Below are 23,646 nucleotides of genomic sequence, written 5' to 3'. Positions count from 1 at the left end.
CTGAGAAGGTGAGATTCTGGAGAGCTAGTAATTTAACTGTATCCCTACTAATATAGACTCGATTGCTGGCACGCAATAATAACGTAAGGCAATACACAATAATGTGGAACTTTTGCGGGTTATCCACTCAACATTTAATCTTTATATAAAATCAAGGATGAACTTTATGGTGATCAAGTCGCGACTTTGCGGTGCGTTGCTGTTTAATGCATTACTATTAATTGGTACAAGTTATTTACACGCATCTGAAAGCCCTCTCCCTGAGCCTTTTCAGGGCGACGACCCAAGGTCAAAGCTATCGATAGCTTATGCCGATCTGGATGCTTTCATAAAGCCACATTTCTTTCAGTCTGGGCCTTCAACAAGAGCTAAGGCACCTGAATCAAGCGGCAATATTGGGACCCGATTTAAAATAAAGGTTAATAGATACACTGCACTTGAGGGCAATCGTTTTTATTTTAAAAACTTACAAAATCCTGAGATTGTTGCAGTACTTTCTGACCTTGTTGAAAGCTTAGAAATGCTCCCGGACCAAATTCCGCTAAGTATATTGAATCGAAATGAGCAGCTCGCATATTGGCTCAACTTATATAATTTCGCATTATTGGAAGAGCTGAGCCAAGTCTATCCAAAAACAAGTCTAGAAAATGTCTTGGATTACGTTGACGACAATTCGATACTCGCCAAAAAAGTACTTAAGGTGTCCGGTGTGTCCTTAAGCTTGAATAATATTCAATACGATATTGTTTATAAAATATTCCCCGAAAAACACAATATCTTATACGGCTTTTTTCAAGGGAATATTGGGGGCCCTAATATAAGGGAGAAAGCCTATGAGGGTGACACCGTTTGGAGAGCACTAGAAGAAAACGGAAAACGTTTTGTAAATTCCAATCGCGGCGCCGCAGTTGGGAGCAGTGGTAAAGTAAGAGTGTCTGAATTATACGAATACAACATGATGTTATTTAACAATGATAAAGAAGTGTTGCGCAATCATTTACAGGACTTGGCTGTAGGCGATTTAGAAACGGCATTAGCCACAATGAAGTCAGCGATAAAAATAGATTTCGATATTGTCGATTGGAACTTTGCCGATTTATTTGGAGACCCGCGTAGCTTTGGTGGCGGTTCTCACACTAACGCGGCAGCGTTATTGGATTCAGTAAAAGCAACAATGGTTGCCGACGGAGGCAGATCAGTACAAAGCTACTTATCTGACGACCTTCAATCTAAAGCTAAAATGGATATTCGCTTTTCCGATTCGGAACTCGAAACATTATTGATGCTCAAACAGAAGAGAAATGAAAGTATGGGTACAGTAGAAATTAGAGACATTGAATAATTTATAGAAGGTAAATAAGAATAAAAGAGCCAGGCGACTCTAATAAGTAGTCTGGCTCCGCTCAGTTTGTTCGTGCATTATTTACGATTTAACGCTATATACGCTTTTTAAACTAAACGTTAGTTCAATTCACCTAGTAGCTATGACGATATCTCGCTCATAAAGGAAGTAGTCATATGCTCACAGCCAGTTTGCGCAGTTTTGCAAAATTTTGCTGCGCAATCAGCTGCGAAGCGATGCTTTATTATTATTTGGACTAGGGCCTGCAAGATATGCACTCGACGAACGGCAATGCCTTTTGCTGCCAGCAATTCTTCGATGTCACAAAAACTGAGTGTAAATCTATGATAAAGCCACGCAACATGACTGATTATTTACGAAGGATAGCGATATCTGGCATACATATTTATATTTTTCATGCCTAGATTATCGCATGTTTCTAAGTCTGCTCGTTATATTGACATTACCTAGTCGAGGTAAGCGAGCCATATTGTATTCCTTTACATTATTTTTGGTAGGTAAAGTCTAATTTATAATACCGTTAACTCCATTTAACTGCTTTCAACAAACCTGACCCCGAAGGTCCATATACATCATCTTCTATAAACTTAACTCGGAATAGCTTCTCAATCAGACATTAAAATAGCCTTAAACCTGTCAGAGTATTTTACACTTTTTAATAATGAATAATTAAGAATTAATAACTTACTGAAATATATAAATAAAAATATTGGCTCATTTTTTGCTCAACTGTAAAGGTGAGTAGTTTGAACAACACCAATTAATTTAAAGGAAATATTATGAAAAAGTATTTAACAGGAATTCTCAAAGCTACGACATACGCGGCAATACTATGCTCTAGTGTTGCTCAGGCCAATATAATTAACTTGCCAGTGGATATAACCATTCGCGACTTTCATCAAGTCCATCCTGATTTCCAAAATGGCATATCTGGACTTACATCGGGAATGGTTGGTACCACCCTTGTCGGCGGTGTGCCTGTCTTCGTGGCTGCAGGTGGAACTGGATCTGTCAACAATGCAACAACGTTTGCGAGCTGGTACAGCGGTGCCTGTGATTCTTCAACTCCAAGTCTTACTTGTGTGGCTACATACAATGAACAAATCAATACTACTGTAGATGAATCGACTGGCCAGCTAACCTATAATTCATCGTCGTTTTTCCCCTTAGATGCCATAACAGGGATCACAGGGGATGGTGATTCAAATAATAATCATAATTATTTCTTCACTGTTCAGTTCAGCCTAGACCTCGTCTACGACCCAAATCTGACAAATACCTTTTTGTTTACAGGTGACGATGATGTTTGGGTTTTTATCAATGACCAGTTAGTTCTCGATTTGGGTGGCGTACATTCAGCTGCAACTGCCGGTTTTAACATGAATGCCATAGCGCTTAGCCAGGGAATTCAGGCTGGAGAACAGTATTCATTTGATTTCTTCTTTGCGGAAAGACATTTTACAGAATCAAATGTAAATATAACTTCTTTCTTGGGCGCGCCTGTTTCGGTCCCTGAACCATCCAGTCTTGCAGTATTTACGCTTGGCCTTATAGGGTTAGCGGGATTTTGGCGTCGCAAAAAGGCTTAGTTGTTAGCGGTATTGGCTAAATACCGATGATTATCGACTAGTTACGTAAACACCTTTTGTTGGTCAACCTAACGAAAAGGTGTTTACGGTCGACAAGCGTTCCTCTGAAGAAAAAAGCTATTGCCATTCGAAGTCGACAGTGTAACTCTGTGGCAATTTCAAATTACGGATCAAAAAACTCAAAACTCGCTTCGCTGTTCCTGTTATTTTAAGGTGTTGACAAGTCATCAAAATTGGATGAATAAAATGCCAGTACGACCACCTATCCCAAAATTATAAACACTTAAGGTGTATTGAAACCCCTAACTGTTTTGCTCTCAAAAGATTCCCAGTTTACAAAATAATGATGGTGAAGAAGTTTATGATCATACATTTAGGGGAGGCAGAAAACTTTAAGTTTGAAATTAAGCATCCGACGGATTTGCTTGAACACAATAGTCTAACTGGCAAAATAAATCTAAGCGAATATAGGCTAAAAGTCATATCGATTATGGATACTATTTTACAGTAGTGGGGCTTAAGCTAAGCGCTTAATCAAAAGAACACAAAAAAGCCCGCATTAACGCAAAAGATAATGCAGGCATTTATTACTACTTATTTTTTTATTTAAGCACCTGGTACGCGAGGTACGCCCTTGCCTGGACGGCCATTGGTTACATACATACTGACTTCATAATTACCTGAACGGAATTGACCGTTACCCGTTGCGTCAAGCGATATAAATAAATCAGGATTAAGTCTTAAGAGGTCTGGTGATAAAACCTGCAAAACATATTCGCCATCCTTCTCTAATGGTGCATCTACCAATAATGCGTCAAAACCTTCAAAGTTTTGGAAGTTTTGTCTAACAAGGGTGAGAGAACCATCCTCTTCAACGTAGTAAAGGGCGAGCGCGCCAATTACAAAATCAGCTTCCTGTGCAAGTTTAGTAGGTACAGTATCAAATCCAAAAAATTCTGCGTTTAAGAATTGACCTGCTTTAGCTTTAAACCTGTAGCTATCGACTTCTCCAGCAATATCAATACTTCCTTCTATTCTCGCTTCAAGGAGCTCAAGTTTACCTTCTGCATTTTCGCCAGAATCAATGGTATTAGGCGCAAGCACTCTTCTAAATTTTACTTTTTGATTCCCGCCAGTTACGTCTTGTTCCTGCAGAATGAGAGGGCGCTGGTTGGCGGCCAATTTAAGAGCAGAGCGTTCAGAGAAAAATCGCAAATCTACAGTGCTGTCAGCAAAACCGGTTCCGACGCTGGCGCCAGATGCCATAGTGTGATCAAACGACTCAAGTGCAGCCAATGGACCGTCAAAAACTGGAAAGAAATCGCCGGTACCTGGTGTAACGCCATCACCAGGTGCGCCGAAACTATCATGGTGACGAAGACCTAGGTTATGTCCAAGTTCATGTGCGCCCGTGTTTGATGCTTGGTTTACAACCGCTTGTGAAAGAGCCGCATCAACATTGCCATCATTGATAGGGATGCCTGAAAAGTTGCTGAGAAGCCCACCACTTGGGTCAAGCTCAGCAAACACTTGCCAAAGATTAGCATCTACAAAGGCACTATCGTTTCTATTTTCGTTTCGAATGTCTATAGACTGAGCTCGCCCGAACAAAATACCTGCTGTGAAATCTATGCATCCACCTTGTTGACACTCAAAATTTAGTGTGGAGAAATCACCGTCTGTCGGCTGCTCTTGCGTAAATTCCACATCAAAGCCTTCATAACGGTCTGCGATATTCGCTTGGATTTCATCACGCTCTTCTTGTGAATATTCATAGGATTCAAACGTTCCTACAACGCCACCAAATACCACTGCTTGAAAAGTCGGTGAGGACTGATCAAAATTGAGATAAACCACCTGGGTGCTGTTATCATTTTGCCCAATACCGTAGCCTTTACCGTGGTTACGTTCATTTTTACTGGATTCAGAATTAGCGTTTGCGCGCATCGCGCTTTGTCGATTAGCAGCATCCGATAACAAATCGAGCGTTTGTTCGACTGTAAATTCACGTCTATCAGCACACGAAGTCTCGCCGCAATCATCTGTGATGACCGGTAAGCTTGATACTACTGGAGTCTGCTGCGCTAATATTGTAGTTGCGTAAGTGATTCCCAGTGCAACACTGATCCCTGCCGCTAGTGTAGTTTTTAATTTTTTCATTTTATTACTTCCCATTTATTGTTGACTAAAATCCTGCTGTCAGTTTTGGAGTTTTTATGCTTTCTTTTCTCTAAGGAAGAGCCCTGACTTGTTATGGTTTTTTATCCCTTCCATTCAATAAACATACCTTAAATTTATTTCGTTTGAAAGAGTCAGGGGTCGAGACTGCTTTTGCTAATCCTAAACATGCAGGTTGGGTGTCAGCATTTTTTTACAAAGTAATTCATGGACATAAAAATTTTGATTTAACCTTCTAACATTTTTGCCTTTAGAATTTTGGGTTGAAAATTGTAACTTGATTTTAATGCTGGACTGGGGGACAAACTCAGTAACTTGAGTTGTTAAAATTTAGAAATGAACGCTGCGCAGCCGGAGATAACAAGCCGGGGCAAAAGCGGCTAATCGACCTTCGCTGTGGTAGCGTTAAAAATCCTGACAGTCGGCTAACTGCCCATTGTTGCATACAAGACATGCAATATATTCTCAGAGCAAAACAAATCACATCGAATAATTCGAGCTTATCCGAAATTTAATCAGTATTTTTATTGAAGCAATAAGTCACTACACTTTTGCTAGAACAGTTAATAAGTGCTTTTATTATTAGGAAATTAAAATGAAGATAAATAGTATTACAGCTTTCTCGCTGGCTTTGTTTGGCTTTTCGGCGCAGAGTTTAGCTGGCGCAAGTTTCAACTTTGCTAGCAGCGCCAGTGTTGACAAGAAATCTCACGTTGTATTCATTAATAGCGCAGATAACTTGCAAGGCAAAGCCAAGGAAATTGACCAAGCATCTGGCGGCCAATTAACAAAGCTCATTGAAATGAATAAATTTTCTGCTGAAAAAGGTGACCTATTGCATTTGCAGATGGTCGCCGGTATTGAGTCAATTTTATTAGTCGGCAGCCAAGATGATGACGGTTTGAGCGCGCCTGAGCTGCAAAATCTAGGTGGAAAAATAGCGGCTAAATTTGAATCAAGTAAAAACACCCTAGACTTCACTATGCATATTGAAGGCTTGGAAACCGATGTGCTATTTCCAAGCGCCCACTTAGCTTATGGTTATCATTTACGCGACTATAATTTTGATCAATATAAAAGCAAAAAAAGCGAAGGCAATTCCAAGGTATTATTTCTTACCCCAAAAGCGGAGCAAGCCGCAAACTTATATAACAAGGACTTAGCCTATATTGCTCAAGGGGTGCATTTAACTCGCGACTTAGCCACTGAGCCAGGCAAGAACATGTACCCACAGGCATTTGTTGATGTAGTCAAAACCAAATTCAAAGGTGTGAAGAATATCGAAATAGACGTGCTAGATATGCGCGATATTAAAAAACTAAATATGGGAGCTTTAGCCGGCGTGGGGCAAGGCTCAATTAATGACCCTCGCCTGTTAGTCATTCAGTACAACGGCGCTGAAAAATCTGAGGCGCCCGTTGCGCTAGTGGGCAAAGGCATTACCTTCGATACCGGCGGCATTAGCCTAAAATCAAACAGTGGCATGTGGGCGATGAAATCAGATTTAGCCGGCGCTGCTGCCGTAGCGGGTACTTTATATGCAGCCGCGCAACGTGGCGAAAATATTAACTTAGTCGGCTTTATGCCCTTGGCCGAGAACATGCCTAGTCAAGACGCTATCCGCCCTGGTGATGTATTAGAAACCATGAAAGGCGTAAGTATTGAAATAATGAGTACTGACGCAGAAGGCCGATTAGTGTTAGCCGATGCAGTGTATTATGCGCAGCAGAAGTTTAAGCCCAGAATGCTGGTAAATATTGCAACCCTTACCGGTTCAGCTGCTCGTGCTTTGAGTGATGAGTACGCAGCTGTGATTACCAGAGACTTCGCACTGTCTACAAAAATGATGAGTGTCGGCGAACGTTCTGGTGAACATGTTTGGCCACTACCTTTACATGAAAATCACTTTAAGCAAATTGAATCCCCTATTGCTGATATCAAAAACTCAGGCGCCGGCAACCCAGGCGCAAGTATTGGCGCTGCGGTAGTTGCTACCTTTATTGATGATGATCTTCCTTGGGTGCATTTAGATATTGCCGGTGTAGATTGGCTAGAAGCAGATATAGATGTAGCACCAAAAGGCAGTCAAGGATGGGGAGTAAGGTTCATGGACCAGTTTGTGCGTGATGAAGTTAAGTGATAAGCCGCTGCTTAGGCGTCATTAGTTTATCCAATTAAATGCTAGCGCTTCTGATATTTGCCCTCTGCGAGGGCGAATATCTAAGCGTAAACCGCGTAACATAAAGCTAAAAGGAATTACGACAAATAATCATTATTAAGCAGGAGTTATCTCATTTATGAAAATTTGTCAGATAGAGCATGTAAACGTTCGATAAAACCATTAGCCTTTTTAATTTATATTAGAATCTAGCACTCGCAGAGCTTGCTCAACGGCCAATATATGCTCGTCGTTAACACCGTATTCCCGCAACGACTCTGCTAAATCATATACATAGTGTTTGTTTTCACCACTTGGTCCTCTACTTGTATGTATCTCTATGGCAAGTTTGTCTATGCTAGCCTCTCCTAAAAATGCTTTGTTTTCTGGGTTTGCCATATAAACTAGACCCCTGACTGTTTGTCCGACGTTGGGGCTTGATATGAACTCTATCTCTATTTCTTCTCGCAGATAGCCGTTCTTTTCTCTGTGATCTAAATGCTCGAAAACTGTCGGGTTAACTTTATAGGCCATCCCAAAACATGCTGTTTTGTTAGATGGAATAAGGGTGGCAACACGCCCTGGCTTTTCAATTGTGCCTCTATGATCGCTACTTCCTTGCCAAAGTCTGCGCTCATAACCATAAATATTCGCTGGCCTGCGCTCAATATAGTCAAAATCAACTTTATAAATCAACGAGCCGTAACCAAAAACCCACAGCTCATCATATGTCTGTAAGTTTTGTCTGCTCTTGTTGAGCAATTGTGTATCGAAAGTCATAGTATTTACTTTATTTTTGATTGAACGCTTATTTCTAACTTAAGTACTGTCAAGTTACCGAGATCGGATGAATTGAATAGCAATCAAGCCTAAACAGATTATTAATCATACCATGACAGGAGATAAATCGTTGAGCCTGACCTTAGGACTTAAATTTCCTCATCTGCATTTTCTGTTATCGACTAGCTTGGTGGGATAACTCAAAAACTAAGTGTAAATGTATGATAAAGCCAGATAGTAAGAAGAATGATCTGCCGATTTAGAGGCGCGCTAACCACATTTCTTTGCTGTCATATTATCAATATATTGCTCCAACGCTTCTATACTGAGTGGCCTGCTGAAAAAATAGCCTTGAAAATAAGAGCATCCTTGTTGCGTAAGGTAGTTTTTCTGCTCCACCGTTTCTACCCCTTCAGCAATTACCTCAAAGCTCAAAGACCGACCTAAAGCGATTATTGTTTTAACAATGGCTGCGTCATGCACGTCGGTAAAAACATCGCGCACAAAAGTTTGATCGATTTTTAGTTGATCTATCGGTAATCGTTTAAGGTAAGACAAAGACGAAAACCCAGTACCAAAATCATCAAGCGAAAATCTGACACCGTGATTTTTTAATAACATCATCTTTTGGCTCATTTGATCGGAATCCTGCATTAGTAGACTTTCTGTTATTTCGATTTTCAGACGATTTGCTGGCGCACCTGTTTTTTCAAGCACTCTCAATACTTGGCTCACGAAGTCTAATTGGCGGAACTGCATGGTACTCACGTTGACTGAGATAGTTAGATCACGCCGTTCAGGGATGCTAGACCATGCCATTAGCTGTTTGCATGCTATCTTTAATATCAATATACCCAGTGGAACGATCATCTGATTCCCTTCAGCTAAGCTAATGAATGAAGCTGGTGACAATAGCCCCTGAGTTGGATGATTCCATCGAACTAAAGCCTCTACACCTTGCACTTTGCCGTCAACGTGAACCTGCGGTTGATAACAAAGAAAAAACTGCTCTTGTTCAATGGCTATTCGTAAGTCCGATTCGAGTGCTGTTCGAGTAGACAGCACAGCATGCATTTCAGGGTCGAAAAACCTCAATGTATTTCTTCCTGCTGCTTTAGCTTGGTACATCGCCAAATCGGCATGTCTGAGCAACTCATCCATTGTTGTTGAATTCTTGTCAAAAATAGAAACACCGATGCTCGGAGTACTATGATGCAACACACCCATTAACAGATATGGTTCATTGAGCAACTTAATAATTTTTTCTGCGACTCTCTTTGTTAATTCTGCTGCTAACTCTCCATTCTCGCTGAGGTTTTCAATTAACACGACAAATTCATCCCCTCCTATCCTTGCAACAGTATCCCCCTCTCTAACACACGAGGTTAAGCGTTCAGCGACTTGACATAAGAGCTTGTCACCTAACGCGTGGCCCAGGGTATCGTTGAGACTTTTAAAATCGTCAAGGTCAATAAACAGAACTGCACCGATGCGGCCACTGCGTTTATATGACAGTAATGCGTGCTTTAATCGGTCCATTAATAAACGCCGATTAGGTAATTGAGTGAGTGAATCGAAAAATGCTAGGTTACGGATTTCCTCTTCTGCCTCTTTGCGTCGACTAATATCAGCGATATTACAAACGTAGTTAGTAATGTCCCCATCTGTATTTCTGATGCATGTGATAGACATCAGAAGCGGCTGGAGCTTACCTGATTTATGACGATTCACTATTTCGCCCTGCCAGCGGCCAATTTCTGCGATGGATGCCCGCATTTCACTGTAGTATTTAGAGTCGTGGTGTTCAGATTCAAATAGCTGAGGTGTTCGGCCAAAAACGTCTGCGTGGGTATAACCTGTAATTTCTGAAAAAGCAGTATTGACGCGTAAAATTATTTGGTTTTCGTCCGTAACATAAATACCCTCTTGAGACTCAAAAGCCGAGGCTGCAATACTCAATTCTTTCTGTGTTGCAACTAGATTTTTGTTAATTGTATTGAGCTCTTGAGTACGCGCTTTGACCTTTAGTTCTAGGGATTGGTTTAGCATTTTGATTTCAAAAAATTTCTTTTTGAGAGAATCTGCCATCGACTTAAAATTACCGATCAAATGATGAATTTCTTCAGAACTACTTTCAGGCCATACTATGACTTCATTCGACGCTAATTTAACGGGCAAATCATAGGTAAGTTCTAACAACTGTTCATTAGCCTTTGCAATTTGGCGACTCAAGAGTTCTGCTATCACGGTGCCAATTAATAATAGCTTTAATAACAGCACCAATCTCTTGGTTGAGCTCTCATTAAGCGCTTGCTGTATAGGTTCAACAGATTGTTGCAACTCTAAGGTCCAATTTGTTGGCCCTCCGAGCTGTGCTGTAGTCATATAGTAAGACGATGTCGTACGATTAATTGCCAATTGGTATGAATCAGAAGGAAACCATTTTGATACTTCATCATTAATGACGAGTAATTCTCCTTCACCGCGTTTAAAGTTAGCTAGCAATGGCTGGTTAGGGTCATTTGTAAGCATTACATTGGAGTTCTCGTCCAACAGCATGTAGTGAGATGCCTCGCCTCGCACTGCCGAGTTTAAAAACAATTGAATCTGCCCTGCCTTGAGAAAACCGACAATATAACCATCAAAGACAGCATTTATACGTAACGGTAAAATAATTGCCACAGCAGGGTTAGTGGTATCGTTTAGGTCAGTGAGCACTCGAGTAAAAAATGGTGAAGAGTCTGACGCTGCCGAAAAATCGATTTGTTCAGAAAAGTCCCTACCTATATTGCTAACTCCCTTTTTATCTCCTTTGGGCGCAAAATAGACGCTCTTACCTTGCTTGTTAATAAAGCCGAAAGAGGCAAAGTTCTGGTCAAAACCTAGCGCTTGCTCCAAGCGACTTTGGAGTTGTTCTATTGGTAATGAGTTCGCCAATAATGCCAGTTGAGAGGAACTGTCAAGTCGGCCTGAAACCCAAACTGACAGCAGTTGTTCCATATTCCTCCGTTCATCTATTAATACTTGCTGTACGTCATCCTCTAACTTATTCAGATCGGTGCGGCTTTCAATAGACAAAAACAGTAGCATCGGAGCGGCTAAGCAAAAAATAAGGCTGTAATAAATAACTTCTCTAAACGACGCCGTATTACGACGACTCAAATAAGCATAAATAAGATAAATAACTCGCGCAATAAGCACATTGCTAATTCCGTTGACCGCCTGCTTAGCCATAACAACATAGACGCTATCCAGCGAGATCCCCATAATTTGGTTATAGAAAAAATACACCATAGGAAGGCCGACAAAGAGCCAATAAATCGCGTCAGATAAAATAACGTTTATTTTTATTTTACGCAGCAATAAGGCGGCGATTAGGATCTCTGATGTGAATATCACAATCGCATAAGGATGACCCCAATGAAGATAAGTCACTGAGGCAATAAGAGAAGAAGCAAGTAAGCCCCATTTCAATCCGAAGAATTGCAAGGCTAAAAAAGCAAATATACTACCGAAAAGAAAATCGATACTTAGAAATAAGGGATATTTGAAATAATTACCGAGAATTCCGGCAAGAATGAGAACCGTATAAAGGCCCCATTGCTTTCTAACCGTCATCGTCTCAGTCATAGATTTTTAAAAACTGTTGTCTAAAGATAAGAAACAGTAAGCTACAAGCCTTTCCTAATCAACTGACTTTTTCATTTCAAAGATCTAGATCAAAGAAACGGACAGTTAAAACCGATTTGCCTATCAATTTCAAATAAAAATAGGATGAGTTGTAAGTGGGCATTCTTTGTTAAAACATCCTTAAACGCTGAAGAGCTAACCGTCGTATGGCAGTCAATTAATGTTGAGCACGATTGCCATTACTGCGTACCAGCACACAGCGGAATTGCGGCGTCGATGAAGGTTGATCAAGATATCGTTGATGCACTTGTAAATAAAACACCTCTAGCGGATCCTAAACTAGAAGCTTTACGTGAAACGACATTAGCAGTCACACGCGAACGCGGTGTAATTAGCGACAAACAAATTGAAAAGTTTTTTGCAGCGGGTTACGGAAAGCAACAGTTGCTTGAAATTATTTTAGGCTTATCTCAAAAGGTGATGAGTAACTACACTAACCACCTTGCTGATACGCCAGTAGACGAAGCATTTAAAAAATTCATAAAATAATGAAGATTTTCTACTAATAAAAGGCAGCTTCGGCTGCCCTTTTATTGTGCCTATGAACAGTGTGATAATATGCAGATGAAAGTCCTGTTGCTAGGCCACAGCGCAATCATCCAAATTAGAACTATCGGCCACAATTCTATTACGTCCCGCATTTTTAGCTTCATAAAGCGCTCGGTCGGCGCGCGAAATCCACTCATAAGATGCTTCAGTGCCATCTAGTTCAGCCACTCCGCCAGATGATGTAAGCACTTTATTTTCTAGCATATCCCACTGTGTCGTCTCGATATCTTTGAGAAGATTTTTCGCTAACGTTAAGGCGCCTTCTAGTGGCGTGTCTGTCAATATAATCACAAACTCTTCACCACCAAAGCGATAAGCGCTATCTTTGCCTCTAATTCCTTTCAGCAGTACGTTAGCAAACGCTTCAAGTACTTGGTCACCACATTTGTGCCCGAAGGTATCATTAATATTTTTAAAGTTGTCGATATCAAGCAACAGTAATGAACAAGATGTCAGCGACTTCGTTTTGATTTTTTTAGTTATTTCTGCAAGTTTACTATCAAGGGCTCGGCGGTTACCCAAGCCCGTTAGCGGATCAGTTTCTGACTCGTTGCGAAAGAAGTAGGCTTTTTTGTGCATTTTCAACGAAAACGCATATGAGAACACAAATGTAATTGCTGCCGTAGCTGCGATAGTAAGTAAATACAATGAATTTACATCCGGGTAGATTATGATAAACGCCGCGACAAGGCATATCATGCCCACCACTGCGGCAAAGTGAGCTGAGAGCATATAAAAAACAGTCGTCAACGCAGGGTAAAGCCAAAGGATTTGCTCCGCACCTTTGAGATGTATAGTTATTAGCATAGCACTCATGCTTAATAACGATAAACCCCAGCGCGCAATGAGTGTTCTATAGGTGAAATAAACATAACAAAACAGGGCGAAAGCTAAGGTCGTAATGGAAACATTCAATGCTGCTACGGGCCAATCGCCCTGCATAATTCTAATGACACAAAATGGCAACAGACAAAGCGTGATTGAACCACTGATAAAAAGAATGATTGCCGAGTCGGCATTATGTTTTGAGTTTGTAATTTTCACGCTGCGCAAACAATCCTTGTTGATTAGTTGTAATTCGGAGACCCTATCGAATTACAAGCAAAACTCTTAGCGCAGACAAGGTACAGTATTTTATCTACTCCTGTCTACTAACTACACACTAAACTAGCACTCAAAAATTCATCGAATTTTTACATCCAAGAGCGTTTATCAACAACGAGCTGACTTAATATACGATTAGTTATGCTTTGCACCTCTTTTGCAGGCATGTAGGGAACGAACTTTGCCCCAGAGGCTAATACCACTTTGAATGTTGCCAATCGGTATTGTCGAATGAATATATTTTGTTTAAATTGCACTTGTTGCACTTTATGCATTGGAAAACAGTAATAATTCACGCCCAAAAAGCCTTTTCGAAGATAAAAATATTCATTGTCATAGCTGTAACCCCAGCGCTTCCATCTTATTACTGACAGTGCAGTGATAAAGCCAAGCACAAAAGCGGCAGAAACCGATGCCGTCATCGGTTCTTTTTGAAACATCGCAATAAATACTAAGGCCGCAGCAGGGAGCGCAATAAAGAGAAAGCTTCGCAGTATATAGCGCTTGGAGATCGGCTTGAACGTTTGTTCTCCCAGCTTTTGTGTAGGCATCGCGTCTTGCATCAACGCTAGTGATTCATCAACGGTTACAGAGGGAACAAGCAGCTTATTCGCCATATGCTCGCCTGATTTATTCGCGTTCGCAGCCCCCGATGTATTTTGCTCAAATGATAAATTAACCCTTCCTAAGATTAGATCAAGCCAGTCCTGCGCTTGCACCATTATTTGGATTCGACTTAACTTCATACTCACCTCATGCTTGGTGAGTAAACCTGAGCGTCTAATATAGCGGTCACTGGTTTTACTTAATGTGTATTTATAAAACATTAAAATAGCGCCAACAACGGATAACAAAACGACAACGAGCATAATTAACATAGCTACAGACAGCACATGCAAACCCAACTCCCACCAAGCCTGAGTTTCTATACTAAAATAAGCTTCAGCATCAAAGCCGATTGATTCAAAAAACTGAGCTAAAACATCCGAAATAGCGTTGTAAAAAGGCGCGAGTGCCCCGAGAAAAATCCAGATGCGATTGTTTGTTAAGCCATGGATCACGAGATCGCGCATGCTTCGACGATTTAATATCACTTCATTTGAAGCTTTATCTATAACTTCCCCTGCCCCCCCCTCATCGGCGTGCACTTCATTAGCTGTTTCAAGTATCTGGAGCCGGAATTGTTCAGCGAGATGTGTTTTTAGCGCAACGATTTTTGCCTCTTGTTTTGCACTACCTGCAGTATCTAACTCAATACAAGAATAGTCATTAAACCTATAATATAGCGGCTGAGATAACTTAACATTTTGAATTCGTTCAAAAGGCAAATCAATGTGTGACTTTTTAAAAACACCTTGTTTGATCTCTATTCGATTAGCGCCAACTCTAAAACGATAGAACCAGTAATTCATCACACCCATCACAAAAAATACAAGTAAAACTGTCAATGCCACAGCAACGACAATCAAGGGCTGCTCTTTAATTTTGTTGAAGTTGAGCGCAAGAACAGGTATCAGATAAAACAAAGTATTTGCAAAAGCGAAAATAGAGCTCACAGCAAAGTAGACGATACTGATCGGCGAAAGTCGATTCCACTCTTCACTTTGCAGTTCAGCAACTTGCTGGTTATCTACCTTGGTTTCAGACAGCTCGCCATTATCCATTTTGACTAACATCCTTGTGATTCAGAATAAATTGACGTAGTTCGATTGCTTTTTCATACGTCAAACCTGGGATTTCAAAAGTATGATGAGCCCCACCAGCGCTGAATACTTGTAACGTGGCTAAACCAGCGCTGCGCTCTAATGGCCCGCGCTCTATTTCGATATGTTGGATCCGCATGATTGGCTGACTCACTGTGCGAAAAAATAGCAAGCCCGATTGAAAATGCACATCAAACTCTCGCAGTGCATATTGCTTCTTCGGATCAGCAAAGAAGCTGTACAGCACAGACCAGAGCGTTAAGAAAACAACAGCAAAAACGACAATATGGTAATAATTGAGATACTTTTCTGGCATTGAAATGAAAGGCTGTACTGCTAATAAAACTAGAATTCCAATAATAACGAAGCCAATAACCAAAGACACAATAATATTTAACGTGCGGTATTTTGGAGACAAGGCCTGCAGTTTCATGTCTTCAACGTTGCATGTCCCCAACAGCTCGACCTGTTGATTTGACACTATTTCATTACTCATTATCTATCCTTTGCTAAATTCGTTTTTGCTTTCATCCAATAACTAGCGCTCAGTTTGATGGAAATTTTTTCATTTGTACAATTGTCGCTTATGAATTTATCAACACAGCCCGACATTTATGCATGTTAGGTACATAGGCAAGCACTAAACCAACGTAAACCCCAGTTATTTATACCATTCTATATTAACGCATACGCTCTAAAACTGAGATTGGCTGTTAATTTTTGAACGCGTCTTTATAATGATTTTATGATATTTAAAACAATCCGCTCCACCCTTACCGCTTTCAATAGTTTGGCTATTGCGAGTTTGTGTGCCGCTGTCTTGAGCTTTGCAATTTTTCAACACGAAGAACTCTATAGTGAAGCAGTTACCAGCAACCTTGATGGCTTATCGAATAACATGGCCGAAGATTTGTTCACTATATTAGGGGCATCGAATATAGACAAACTCGAGGTGACTAAAGCGCTGCTGGAATTAACGGAATACGAAAACGTGGACTTTGCGATTGTTGTTGATAAAGATTTTAAAGAAATCGAGTTTCATGCAGGAAAGCCTCTGCAGGAAATCGGCAGGCCAAATTTAAGTGTCGATACAGAACAACTCCGCGAACTCGAGATCGGAATGTCGACAAGTAAAGGCCAACTATATGCTAAAAAGCTCATAGGTGAAGTAGCGTTTCCACTCGGTTATTTGTTAATAGCCAATGACCTGCAAAACCCTCTAGATCGAAGCAAAATTGCACTAATGAAAAATGTGCTCCCTCTAACCATTATCGTTATCGGTATTGGTATCGCACTGTCTTTATGGCTGAATAGTAAGATGCTGTTGCCCTTCCAAAAACTGGCTCGTTTAGCTCATCAAATCAAACAAACTAACGACTACAGTATCGATATTAAAGTCCATGGTAAGCAAGAAGTTACCGACTTGAGCAATGAAATGAGCAGTATGATGGATACTATTCATGACGAAGAGATCAAAAATAAGCACTACACTCAACAACTAATGCAGCAGCGTAAAGATATGGAAAGGCTAGCCAATTTTGATAGCTTAACCGGTTTACCTAATCGCCAGTTTTTTATGGAAACTTTGCGTAAATCATTGAGCCAAGCTGAGGGCGAAAACGATGATATGGTGCTCATGTACTTTGATCTTGATGGTTTCAAAGGCGTTAACGACACCCATGGTCATGAAGTAGGTGACAAGCTGCTTATTGAAGCCAGTAAACGCACGCAACGGTTTTTACGCCATGGTGATTTGATTGCCCGTCTTGGTGGCGATGAGTTCCTTATTTTACTTTACAACGATCCGAATGACTTTGTTGTGACTGACATTGCAGAGCGTATTATCAAGGAAATTAGTAAGCCATTTTATATTAGCGACTGGGAGATATTGATCAGTGTGAGCATTGGTATTGCGCGCGCAACTGATGCTAAATACAATCTAAGCGACTTTGTCAGTAATGCTGATGTGGCAATGTATAAATCAAAAGTGGAAGGCAAAAACAAACACACTATTTTTATCCCTGCCATGATGGAAGACAACAGACGCCGGCTTATTATTGCTAATAGCATTGTGTCTGGTTTACGAAACAACGAATTCCAAGTTTATTATCAACCCAAAGTTAATGCGGATGAACAAATTGTTGGTTTTGAAGCCTTGCTTCGATGGAGTAGCGATGAACTTGGTCTGGTCTCACCTGACGAATTCATTATGATCGCAGAGCAAAGCGGTAAAATAAATCAAATCACAGAGTGGCTCCTAAAAGAAGTGATGTTTAACTACGCAAGTATCCTTGAGCATTTTGGCGAAGATACCGTGATTGCGCTCAATTTATCCGCCCATGACTTAAAGAATGCTAAAATCTTAGAGCTTATTACGTCACTTTACGCGCGTCATATGATCAATCCTAAATGCATTGAGTTTGAAGTGACCGAGTCGACATACCTTGAAAACTTCGATATGGCTAACGCCTTCTTCGAGAATATTAGAACGCTTGGTTCATCTATTGCTCTCGATGACTTTGGCACAGGTTATTCGTCACTAAGTTATTTAACACAAATCCAGCTAAATACACTCAAAATTGACAAACAATTTGTAGATAATTTGGGGATATCAAAACGCAGTACACTCGTCACTAAAACGGTGATTGAAATGGCGAAGCAGCTCAATCTGAATATATGCGCAGAGGGTGTAGAAACACGTCAGCAAATGGACTTCTTAGTTGCCCACGGTTGCCATCAGCTGCAGGGTTATTTGTTCGGAAAACCTACAGATCTGCCAACGTTACTAGCAGTGCCATATAAAAAAGAGAGTAAGAGAGTACTTCCCTTCATGAGGTAAGAACATCAATCAACAGGCTTTTTTATTTAATACTAAATATAAACTTTCATACCTTATTATTAGTATTGATTCTAGAACGCTGAGGTAATTTGTTATTGTATATGCCAATTGTATTGTTATCGAGAATCCATGTTGCTTAAAAATAGACAAATAAACAGACAAATCGTTACCGCATTTGTCGTAATATTGATGAGTCAAATTCCAATTGCGAAGGCACTTGACCTTAAAATTCTCGATAAAAATGGTACACCTGTCGCGAATGCCGTGGTTTCATTTCCTGAAATTAAGGTAGCGGAACAAACTGCACTGGCGATCATGGACCAAATTGACAAACAATTTGCTCCCTACGTATTAGTAGTCCAAAAAAATCAAATGGTTGATTTTCCAAATAGCGACGCTGTAAGACACCATGTTTATAGCTTTTCGTCACCTAATCAATTTGAAATTCAATTGTTTAGTGGAAGCGAGGCAAAGCCACTCTCCTTCAAGAACGAGGGAGTTGTGGTTCTAGGCTGTAATATTCATGACAATATGATTGGTTATATCTATATAAATGGTGGCGAATTAACAGCAATGACCGATACACTTGGAGAGCTGTCAATTCCCTTGCCTGACGATATCAAGTCAGCAGCAGAAGTAGAGTTGTCAGTGTGGCATCCCGAGCTTTCACCTATGCAAACAAAGAGAGTAACAGTGCGCTTACCCGGTAATACAAAAAATCACAGTATTACTTTGCCATTTGGCTTAGAAATTGCGAAACCAGAGCTTAACACTGGTTTTAAGAAAAAATTTGGTAACTAATTGATAACGAATAAACAATGCAGCAGTCTTTAAATAAACGCATTAACAAGCTTATTATCGGGATCGTCGTTCTAACGACGTTGGTTCTCGTGCTTTTTGTTTGGAAATCGACTAGTGAGCAAGCGGCAGCTAGACTAAAAAATGACTTAGACGTTGCGCGCAACGTACTCACGCTCGTGCTAGAGAATCGCACAAAACAGCTAGCGAATTCAGTCACTGTATTGACCGACGACTATGGCTTTAAGAGAGCGGTAGGAACTGGAGACAAACTGACAATTGACAGCGTACTTTCTAATCACGGCAAACGGGTTAACGCAGATCTAACCGCCTTAATTTCACTTGATGCTCTAACCATTACTAGTGTGCCCGAGCTAATAAAAGCGCAGTCTCCCTTTATTTATCCCGAATTCATTGATGCTGCAGTATCGGAAGGAAACTCAAGCTCAATACTCTCTATCAATAATAAGCTCTACCAAGTTTTACTTTCTAGCATAAAAGCCCCTCGCCCCATTGCAGTTGCTTTAATGGGCTTCGAAATTGACCGCTTACTTGCAGACCAGTTAAAAAAGATAACCCAGCTTGATACGACACTCATTGTATATATTGAAGGTAACGAATCTTACAGAATAAGCACGTTAAAACCCGAACAATACACTCAGAACATTCAAATTGAGAATACTGACGCACTGTATTTGCCGCTATTAGCGTTTTCAGCTGACAGCAAACTGATTTCAACCCGATTTACTTTTCTAGACAAAGAAGGCTTGAAAATTGACATTATGCTGTCGAACGAAGTAAAAGTTGTTTTTGCCGACTTTATTTCTCTCCAAACCAGTCTTGCCTGGATTGCCCTCCTTGCTATCCTGATTGCCGTTTTGTTAGGTGCGCTGTTTTCTCGCAAATTAGTCAAACCCATACATTCACTGACCAATCATGCCGAGAAAATTTCGGTCGGCATTTATGATGAAAAAATTGATGTTGATTGGCATTCATCTGAACTAAGTACTCTTTCTCACGCGTTTGACACGATGCAGGAAAGCATTCAAGACCGAGAAAGAAAGGTGGTATACCAAGCGCAGCACGACGTGCTCACCACCTTATACAATCGCAATCATGCTGAAACCTTGCTTGATAAAAAGTTTGAGAATAAAGATACCTTCCAAGCGATTGGTATTAACATATTTGGGTTCAGAGGCGTTAATGACACTTTTGGTTATCACAATGGTGACTTGTGTTTGCAAGAATTAGCCCGCCGTGTAACAAGTCTAGGCGGATTATCGGCACGCTTAACGGGCGGAGAATTACTCTGGGTACCTGACAAAATTTTAACTGAAGAAGAACTCAAGGTTATAAAAACACAGATCGATGGCGACGTGCTTAGCGGCGATTTAAGTATTCCTATGACGGTTGCAATGGGCGTTATTAATTGTCCATCGGAGACGCATTCGCCGAGTGAGTTGTTTAGGCGCATGAATATTGTTATTGATGAAGCGCAAATTACCCGCCAATTTATATTACATTTTAGTGCTGGATTAGAAGAAAAGTATACGCGGCGCTTGTCTATCATTACTGAGCTGAAGAAAGAACTCTCAAACACTAAGGGCGAATTGGCTCTATTTTATCAACCAAAATTAAACCTAGTGCACAAAAAAGTCACAGCAGTTGAGGCATTGATCCGCTGGAATAATGCGGAGCTTGGCTTTGTATCACCAGAAGATTTTATCGCCGTAGCTGAACACGCTGGCTTTATCGGTGAAATTACCGCTTGGGTATATCACCAAGCAATTCAAGATATACAAAGCTTTAGAGCGCAAGGAATCGACGTAACCGTTGCCATCAATATATCGGCTCAGGATGTCATGAACGCTGAGTTATTGCCGACGATATTATCGCTATTAAACGCCTACGACTTGCCGCCCAGCGTATTATCGTTCGAGATGACCGAGGGGCACTTGGTGAAAAATTTAAGTGAGGCGGTTCAACAACTAACAATAATGCGCGACGCAGGGTTCAAAATAGCCATTGATGACTTTGGTACGGGCTACTCATCACTCTCATATTTAAGCCAATTGCCTGCCGATATCCTGAAAATAGATAAAAGCTTTGTGCTAAAACTAGATGAGCAGGTTTCTGATCAAAACATCGTCCAAAGTGTTGTTTTGCTAGCCCACCAATTCGGTATGGAAATAGTGGCTGAGGGTGTAGAAAATCAGAACTCACTTGAGCTACTTGACGACTATGGCTGCGAATGGGCTCAGGGTTACCACATTTGTCGTCCAATTGATGCCGCAAGCTTCGTGAAGTGGTTTAAAGAATACAAGTATTAACGTTCAATTTTTATAAAATTTATCAGTGAGATCCTTATGCCGTATAAACATTTATTTCTCTCGCTAGCACTCTTTGCTACTCTGGGTTCTACAACAATACACGCCAACGATGGAAAATTACTCGCAACTGCCGGCTTGAGCCAGATAGAAGGAGCCGGAGGCGGTGGTATAGTGCCTTGGGCAACACTCTCAGGTTATGACAGTCAAGACCAAATATCTGTATCTGCGGCACTCTCACAGGTTGATTTAGAAGATTATCGACTGAATGTTCAAGCGGTAAGCGCGTCCTTCTATGACAAGCTTGAACTTAGCCTTGGGCATCAACGTCTTGACTTAAAAACACTTGGCGGCGACATTAAAATGAATATTGTCGGTGCAAAGTACAAATTATATGGCGATGCTGTTTATTCGGAATTACCGCAAATAAGCCTTGGTGTTCAACACAAAATGCTTGAAGACAAAGCAATTGCAAACGCCTTAGGAGCCAAAGACACGTCGGGTACCGACATTTATCTTGCGGCAACTAAGATTCACTTAGGCGCTATAGCCGGTTATAACGCAGTATGGAATGTAACCGCGAGAGCAACCAAAGCGAATGAATTAGGCCTTTTGGGCTTTGGTGGTCAAGGCAATGACAGCTATAAAGTGATGCTCGAAGCGTCAGCCGGCATCTTATTCTCTCGGCATTTAGCCGTTGGCGTAGAGTATCGTCAAAAACCAGATAACCTAGGCTTAAAGGAAGATGATTGGATCGACTTCTTTGTAACTTACATTCCTAGCAAGTCGGTTTCTATAACCGCGGCATACACAAAGCTTGGCACTATTGCAGGTGCTCCTGATCAAAATGGTTTATATTTTTCAATTAATGGACATTTATAATGCGTAAAACTCAACTCAAATTGAATAAAAGCGTGGTCTGTATCACATTCTTAGGGCTTTGCCTGGTGGCAATAACCGGTTGCGCGACGCCCACCACCTCGGCGTCTTCTAGCGTAGTATCTAGCTCGGATAATTTATATCAAACCTTAGGTGGTAAAGCGAAGATAGATGAAATTGTTGACAACTTTATTAACGAAATCGCATTCGATCAAGAAACCTACGCATTCTTCAAAGACAGCAACATGCAACGTTTTAAAGAGAAGCTTTCTGAGCAACTATGTGTAATGGCTCAAGGTCCTTGCACGTACACGGGTGATAGTATGGAGCAGGTTCATACTGGAATGAATATAACAGAGGCCAACTTTAACCATGGTGTCGACTTATTCATCAATGCGATGGACAAAGCGGATATTCCTCACAATGTACAAAACCGTTTGCTGAACGAAATGGCGAAAACCAGAAAACAAATGCTTTATCGCTAATAAAGTCAACCAACTGCCTTATGATAAGGTGATTAGCAGAGATATTGGTATGCTTATGTCGTTTGAAATACACTGTCGCTTCGATGTGATAACCTTTCGCTCGATTTGAATCTGCAGCGGCTGCTAAACAATTGCTAGAAAAGCTTTTTATTCACTAGTAGAAACGTCAAGCATCTATCATTCTTACCGTTGTCATTTTAGAGCAATCTGATTAAGCGTGGTGTTCGTATCTATTTTTTTAAAGTGAAGTATGCAGTGTTCGCACGGAGGCGTGATGTCCCATCTTGTTTTTCATCCAATTTATAGCCAGCTCGACTTACCGGTTCGACACCGTTTCCCCATTCAAAAATATCAAGGCATAAAGGACGCGCTGTTACGAGAAAAAGTATCTGCCGAGTTCTTCTATGAGCCAAAACCACTTTCGATTGAAGCGCTGTCGCGTATTTACGATCCTGTCTATATCAGCCAACTTTGCTCTGGTGAGCTAGATCCAAAAGCGATGCGGCGCATTGGTTTTCCATGGTCAACGCAACTTGTAGAACGCACCTTAACCGCGGCAGGCGGCACCGTGTTAACCTCAACATTGGCGATTGAGTATGGCAAAGCCTTAAATCTAACCGGCGGATATCATCACGCTTTTGGCAACTTTGGCTCAGGTTTTTGTATGGTTAACGACCTCTACCTCGCCGCGTTGAATATGCTCCAGTCTCCTAGCATTGACAAAGTATTGATATTTGATTGTGACGTTCACCAAGGCGACGGAACAGCGAAGCTAGCCGCCAACAACAGTGCTGTTTATACCGTTTCTATCCATGGTGAAAAAAACTTCCCGCATCGCAAACAAGTGTCCGACTTGGATTTCGGCTTGACGAAAGGCACCGGTGATGACGAGTATTTAGCCACCGTTGAGCAAGCTTGGCAAATGGCGATGACCTACTTTCAGCCAGACGCTGTTATCTATGATGCAGGAGTCGACGTGCACATCGATGACGATCTTGGCCATTTAAATATCACTACGGAAGGCGTTTTGGCCCGCGATAAGTTTGTATTTGCAGAATGCAAAAAAATGGGGCTACCGATTGCAGCCGTCATTGGTGGCGGATATCAACGTGACATTGACGCCTTGGTAAATGTTCATATGCAGTTATTTAAGGCGGCAAACGTTTATTAGAAAAATATCTATATTTAATTATTTCACTTAAGT

General features: G+C 41.0%; 15 protein-coding genes and 3 pseudogenes. 10 read left to right on the top strand and 8 right to left on the bottom strand.

The annotated features are described in order from the left end of the window. The first annotated feature begins 166 nt into the window (after positions 1–166). Entirely contained in the window at positions 167–1,342 is a 1,176-nt protein-coding gene (locus GNIT_RS04445; protein ID WP_014107948.1) for a DUF547 domain-containing protein, read from the top strand. A 284-nt stretch (positions 1,343–1,626) separates the two neighbouring features. Here the strand turns inward: GNIT_RS04445 and GNIT_RS18345 are convergent. Then, positions 1,627–1,716, bottom strand: a pseudogene (locus GNIT_RS18345) (IS6 family transposase); the annotation flags it as partial. A 426-nt stretch (positions 1,717–2,142) separates the two neighbouring features. Between GNIT_RS18345 and GNIT_RS04440 the strand changes: the two are divergent. Further along, positions 2,143–2,952 carry a fibro-slime domain-containing protein gene (locus tag GNIT_RS04440; RefSeq protein WP_014107947.1) on the top strand — a complete coding sequence of 270 codons (810 nt, stop codon included), beginning with the start codon at positions 2,143–2,145 and terminating at the stop codon, positions 2,950–2,952. 606 nt (positions 2,953–3,558) lie between these two features. Here the strand turns inward: GNIT_RS04440 and GNIT_RS04435 are convergent. After that, positions 3,559–5,112 carry a zinc metalloprotease gene (locus GNIT_RS04435; protein WP_014107944.1) on the bottom strand — a complete coding sequence of 518 codons (1,554 nt, stop codon included), beginning with the start codon at positions 5,110–5,112 and terminating at the stop codon, positions 3,559–3,561. Between the two features lie 613 nt (positions 5,113–5,725). Here GNIT_RS04435 and GNIT_RS04430 point away from each other — a divergent pair. Continuing rightward, entirely contained in the window at positions 5,726–7,270 is a 1,545-nt protein-coding gene (locus GNIT_RS04430; protein ID WP_014107942.1) for a leucyl aminopeptidase family protein, read from the top strand. Positions 7,271–7,480: 210 nt separating this feature from the next. On the opposite strand, the gene GNIT_RS04425 is transcribed toward GNIT_RS04430, so the two are convergent. The 3 genes and pseudogenes from GNIT_RS04425 to GNIT_RS17630 form a co-directional block, all read right to left on the bottom strand. Then, positions 7,481–8,068, bottom strand: coding sequence for a gamma-glutamylcyclotransferase (locus tag GNIT_RS04425; RefSeq protein ID WP_014107941.1), 588 nt, complete (start codon positions 8,066–8,068; stop codon positions 7,481–7,483). 85 nt (positions 8,069–8,153) lie between these two features. After that, positions 8,154–8,270, bottom strand: a pseudogene (locus GNIT_RS18520) (IS6 family transposase); the annotation flags it as partial. 68 nt (positions 8,271–8,338) lie between these two features. Then, a complete protein-coding gene (locus GNIT_RS17630) occupies positions 8,339–11,698 on the bottom strand; it encodes an EAL domain-containing protein (protein WP_014107940.1) in 3,360 nt (1,119 codons plus the stop codon). A gap of 165 nt (positions 11,699–11,863) precedes the next feature. Between GNIT_RS17630 and GNIT_RS04415 the strand changes: the two are divergent. Next, a pseudogene (locus tag GNIT_RS04415) lies at positions 11,864–12,247 on the top strand (carboxymuconolactone decarboxylase family protein); the annotation flags it as partial. Positions 12,248–12,337: 90 nt separating this feature from the next. On the opposite strand, the gene GNIT_RS04410 reads toward GNIT_RS04415, so the two are convergent. From GNIT_RS04410 to GNIT_RS04400, 3 genes are all read right to left on the bottom strand, one after another. After that, positions 12,338–13,351, bottom strand: a complete 1,014-nt coding sequence (locus tag GNIT_RS04410; RefSeq protein ID WP_148261687.1) for a GGDEF domain-containing protein — start codon at positions 13,349–13,351, stop codon at positions 12,338–12,340. Between the two features lie 149 nt (positions 13,352–13,500). Next, a complete protein-coding gene (locus tag GNIT_RS04405; RefSeq protein WP_014107937.1) occupies positions 13,501–15,075 on the bottom strand; it encodes a PH domain-containing protein in 1,575 nt (524 codons plus the stop codon). After that, complete coding sequence (locus tag GNIT_RS04400; protein ID WP_014107936.1) at positions 15,068–15,610, bottom strand: PH domain-containing protein; 543 nt, start codon at positions 15,608–15,610, stop codon at positions 15,068–15,070. Before GNIT_RS04400 ends, GNIT_RS04405 begins: the two co-directional genes overlap by 8 nt. Positions 15,611–15,859: 249 nt before the next feature. Between GNIT_RS04400 and GNIT_RS04395 the strand changes: the two genes are divergently transcribed. From GNIT_RS04395 to GNIT_RS04370, 6 genes are all read left to right on the top strand, one after another. Beyond that, complete coding sequence (locus GNIT_RS04395; RefSeq protein WP_014107935.1) at positions 15,860–17,953, top strand: putative bifunctional diguanylate cyclase/phosphodiesterase; 2,094 nt, start codon at positions 15,860–15,862, stop codon at positions 17,951–17,953. A 129-nt stretch (positions 17,954–18,082) separates the two neighbouring features. After that, positions 18,083–18,754, top strand: coding sequence for a cupredoxin domain-containing protein (locus tag GNIT_RS04390; protein WP_014107934.1), 672 nt, complete (start codon positions 18,083–18,085; stop codon positions 18,752–18,754). A 17-nt stretch (positions 18,755–18,771) separates the two neighbouring features. Further along, positions 18,772–21,081, top strand: a complete 2,310-nt coding sequence (locus tag GNIT_RS04385; protein WP_014107933.1) for a bifunctional diguanylate cyclase/phosphodiesterase — start codon at positions 18,772–18,774, stop codon at positions 21,079–21,081. Between the two features lie 36 nt (positions 21,082–21,117). Next, positions 21,118–21,960 (top strand): DUF3034 family protein, encoded by an 843-nt coding sequence (locus tag GNIT_RS04380; RefSeq protein WP_014107932.1) that lies wholly within the window; start codon positions 21,118–21,120, stop codon positions 21,958–21,960. After that, positions 21,960–22,442, top strand: coding sequence for a group I truncated hemoglobin (locus GNIT_RS04375; protein WP_014107931.1), 483 nt, complete (start codon positions 21,960–21,962; stop codon positions 22,440–22,442). The genes GNIT_RS04380 and GNIT_RS04375 overlap by 1 nt, the downstream gene beginning before the upstream one ends. A 274-nt stretch (positions 22,443–22,716) precedes the next feature. Next, positions 22,717–23,613, top strand: a complete 897-nt coding sequence (locus GNIT_RS04370) for a histone deacetylase family protein (protein ID WP_014107930.1) — start codon at positions 22,717–22,719, stop codon at positions 23,611–23,613. Positions 23,614–23,646: the final 33 nt, after the last annotated feature.

This window comes from Glaciecola nitratireducens FR1064 (genome assembly GCF_000226565.1).
Lineage (GTDB): Bacteria > Pseudomonadota > Gammaproteobacteria > Enterobacterales > Alteromonadaceae > Glaciecola > Glaciecola nitratireducens.
The sequence above is the reverse complement of the archived record's forward strand: the minus strand, read 5'-3'. Positions and strand labels throughout refer to the sequence as shown.

What these genes read in the sequence shown, in the direction of transcription:
- GNIT_RS04445 (WP_014107948.1), top strand. Translation starts at nt 167, where the DNA reads ATGGTGATCAAGTCGCGACTTTGCGGTGCGTTGCTGTTTAATGCATTA.
- GNIT_RS04440 (WP_014107947.1), top strand. Translation starts at nt 2,143, where the DNA reads ATGAAAAAGTATTTAACAGGAATTCTCAAAGCTACGACATACGCGGCA.
- GNIT_RS04435 (WP_014107944.1), bottom strand. Translation starts at nt 5,112, where the DNA reads ATGAAAAAATTAAAAACTACACTAGCGGCAGGGATCAGTGTTGCACTG.
- GNIT_RS04430 (WP_014107942.1), top strand. Translation starts at nt 5,726, where the DNA reads ATGAAGATAAATAGTATTACAGCTTTCTCGCTGGCTTTGTTTGGCTTT.
- GNIT_RS04425 (WP_014107941.1), bottom strand. Translation starts at nt 8,068, where the DNA reads ATGACTTTCGATACACAATTGCTCAACAAGAGCAGACAAAACTTACAG.
- GNIT_RS17630 (WP_014107940.1), bottom strand. Translation starts at nt 11,698, where the DNA reads ATGACTGAGACGATGACGGTTAGAAAGCAATGGGGCCTTTATACGGTT.
- GNIT_RS04405 (WP_014107937.1), bottom strand. Translation starts at nt 15,075, where the DNA reads ATGGATAATGGCGAGCTGTCTGAAACCAAGGTAGATAACCAGCAAGTT.
- GNIT_RS04400 (WP_014107936.1), bottom strand. Translation starts at nt 15,610, where the DNA reads ATGAGTAATGAAATAGTGTCAAATCAACAGGTCGAGCTGTTGGGGACA.
- GNIT_RS04395 (WP_014107935.1), top strand. Translation starts at nt 15,860, where the DNA reads ATGATATTTAAAACAATCCGCTCCACCCTTACCGCTTTCAATAGTTTG.
- GNIT_RS04390 (WP_014107934.1), top strand. Translation starts at nt 18,083, where the DNA reads ATGTTGCTTAAAAATAGACAAATAAACAGACAAATCGTTACCGCATTT.
- GNIT_RS04385 (WP_014107933.1), top strand. Translation starts at nt 18,772, where the DNA reads ATGCAGCAGTCTTTAAATAAACGCATTAACAAGCTTATTATCGGGATC.
- GNIT_RS04380 (WP_014107932.1), top strand. Translation starts at nt 21,118, where the DNA reads ATGCCGTATAAACATTTATTTCTCTCGCTAGCACTCTTTGCTACTCTG.
- GNIT_RS04375 (WP_014107931.1), top strand. Translation starts at nt 21,960, where the DNA reads ATGCGTAAAACTCAACTCAAATTGAATAAAAGCGTGGTCTGTATCACA.
- GNIT_RS04370 (WP_014107930.1), top strand. Translation starts at nt 22,717, where the DNA reads ATGTCCCATCTTGTTTTTCATCCAATTTATAGCCAGCTCGACTTACCG.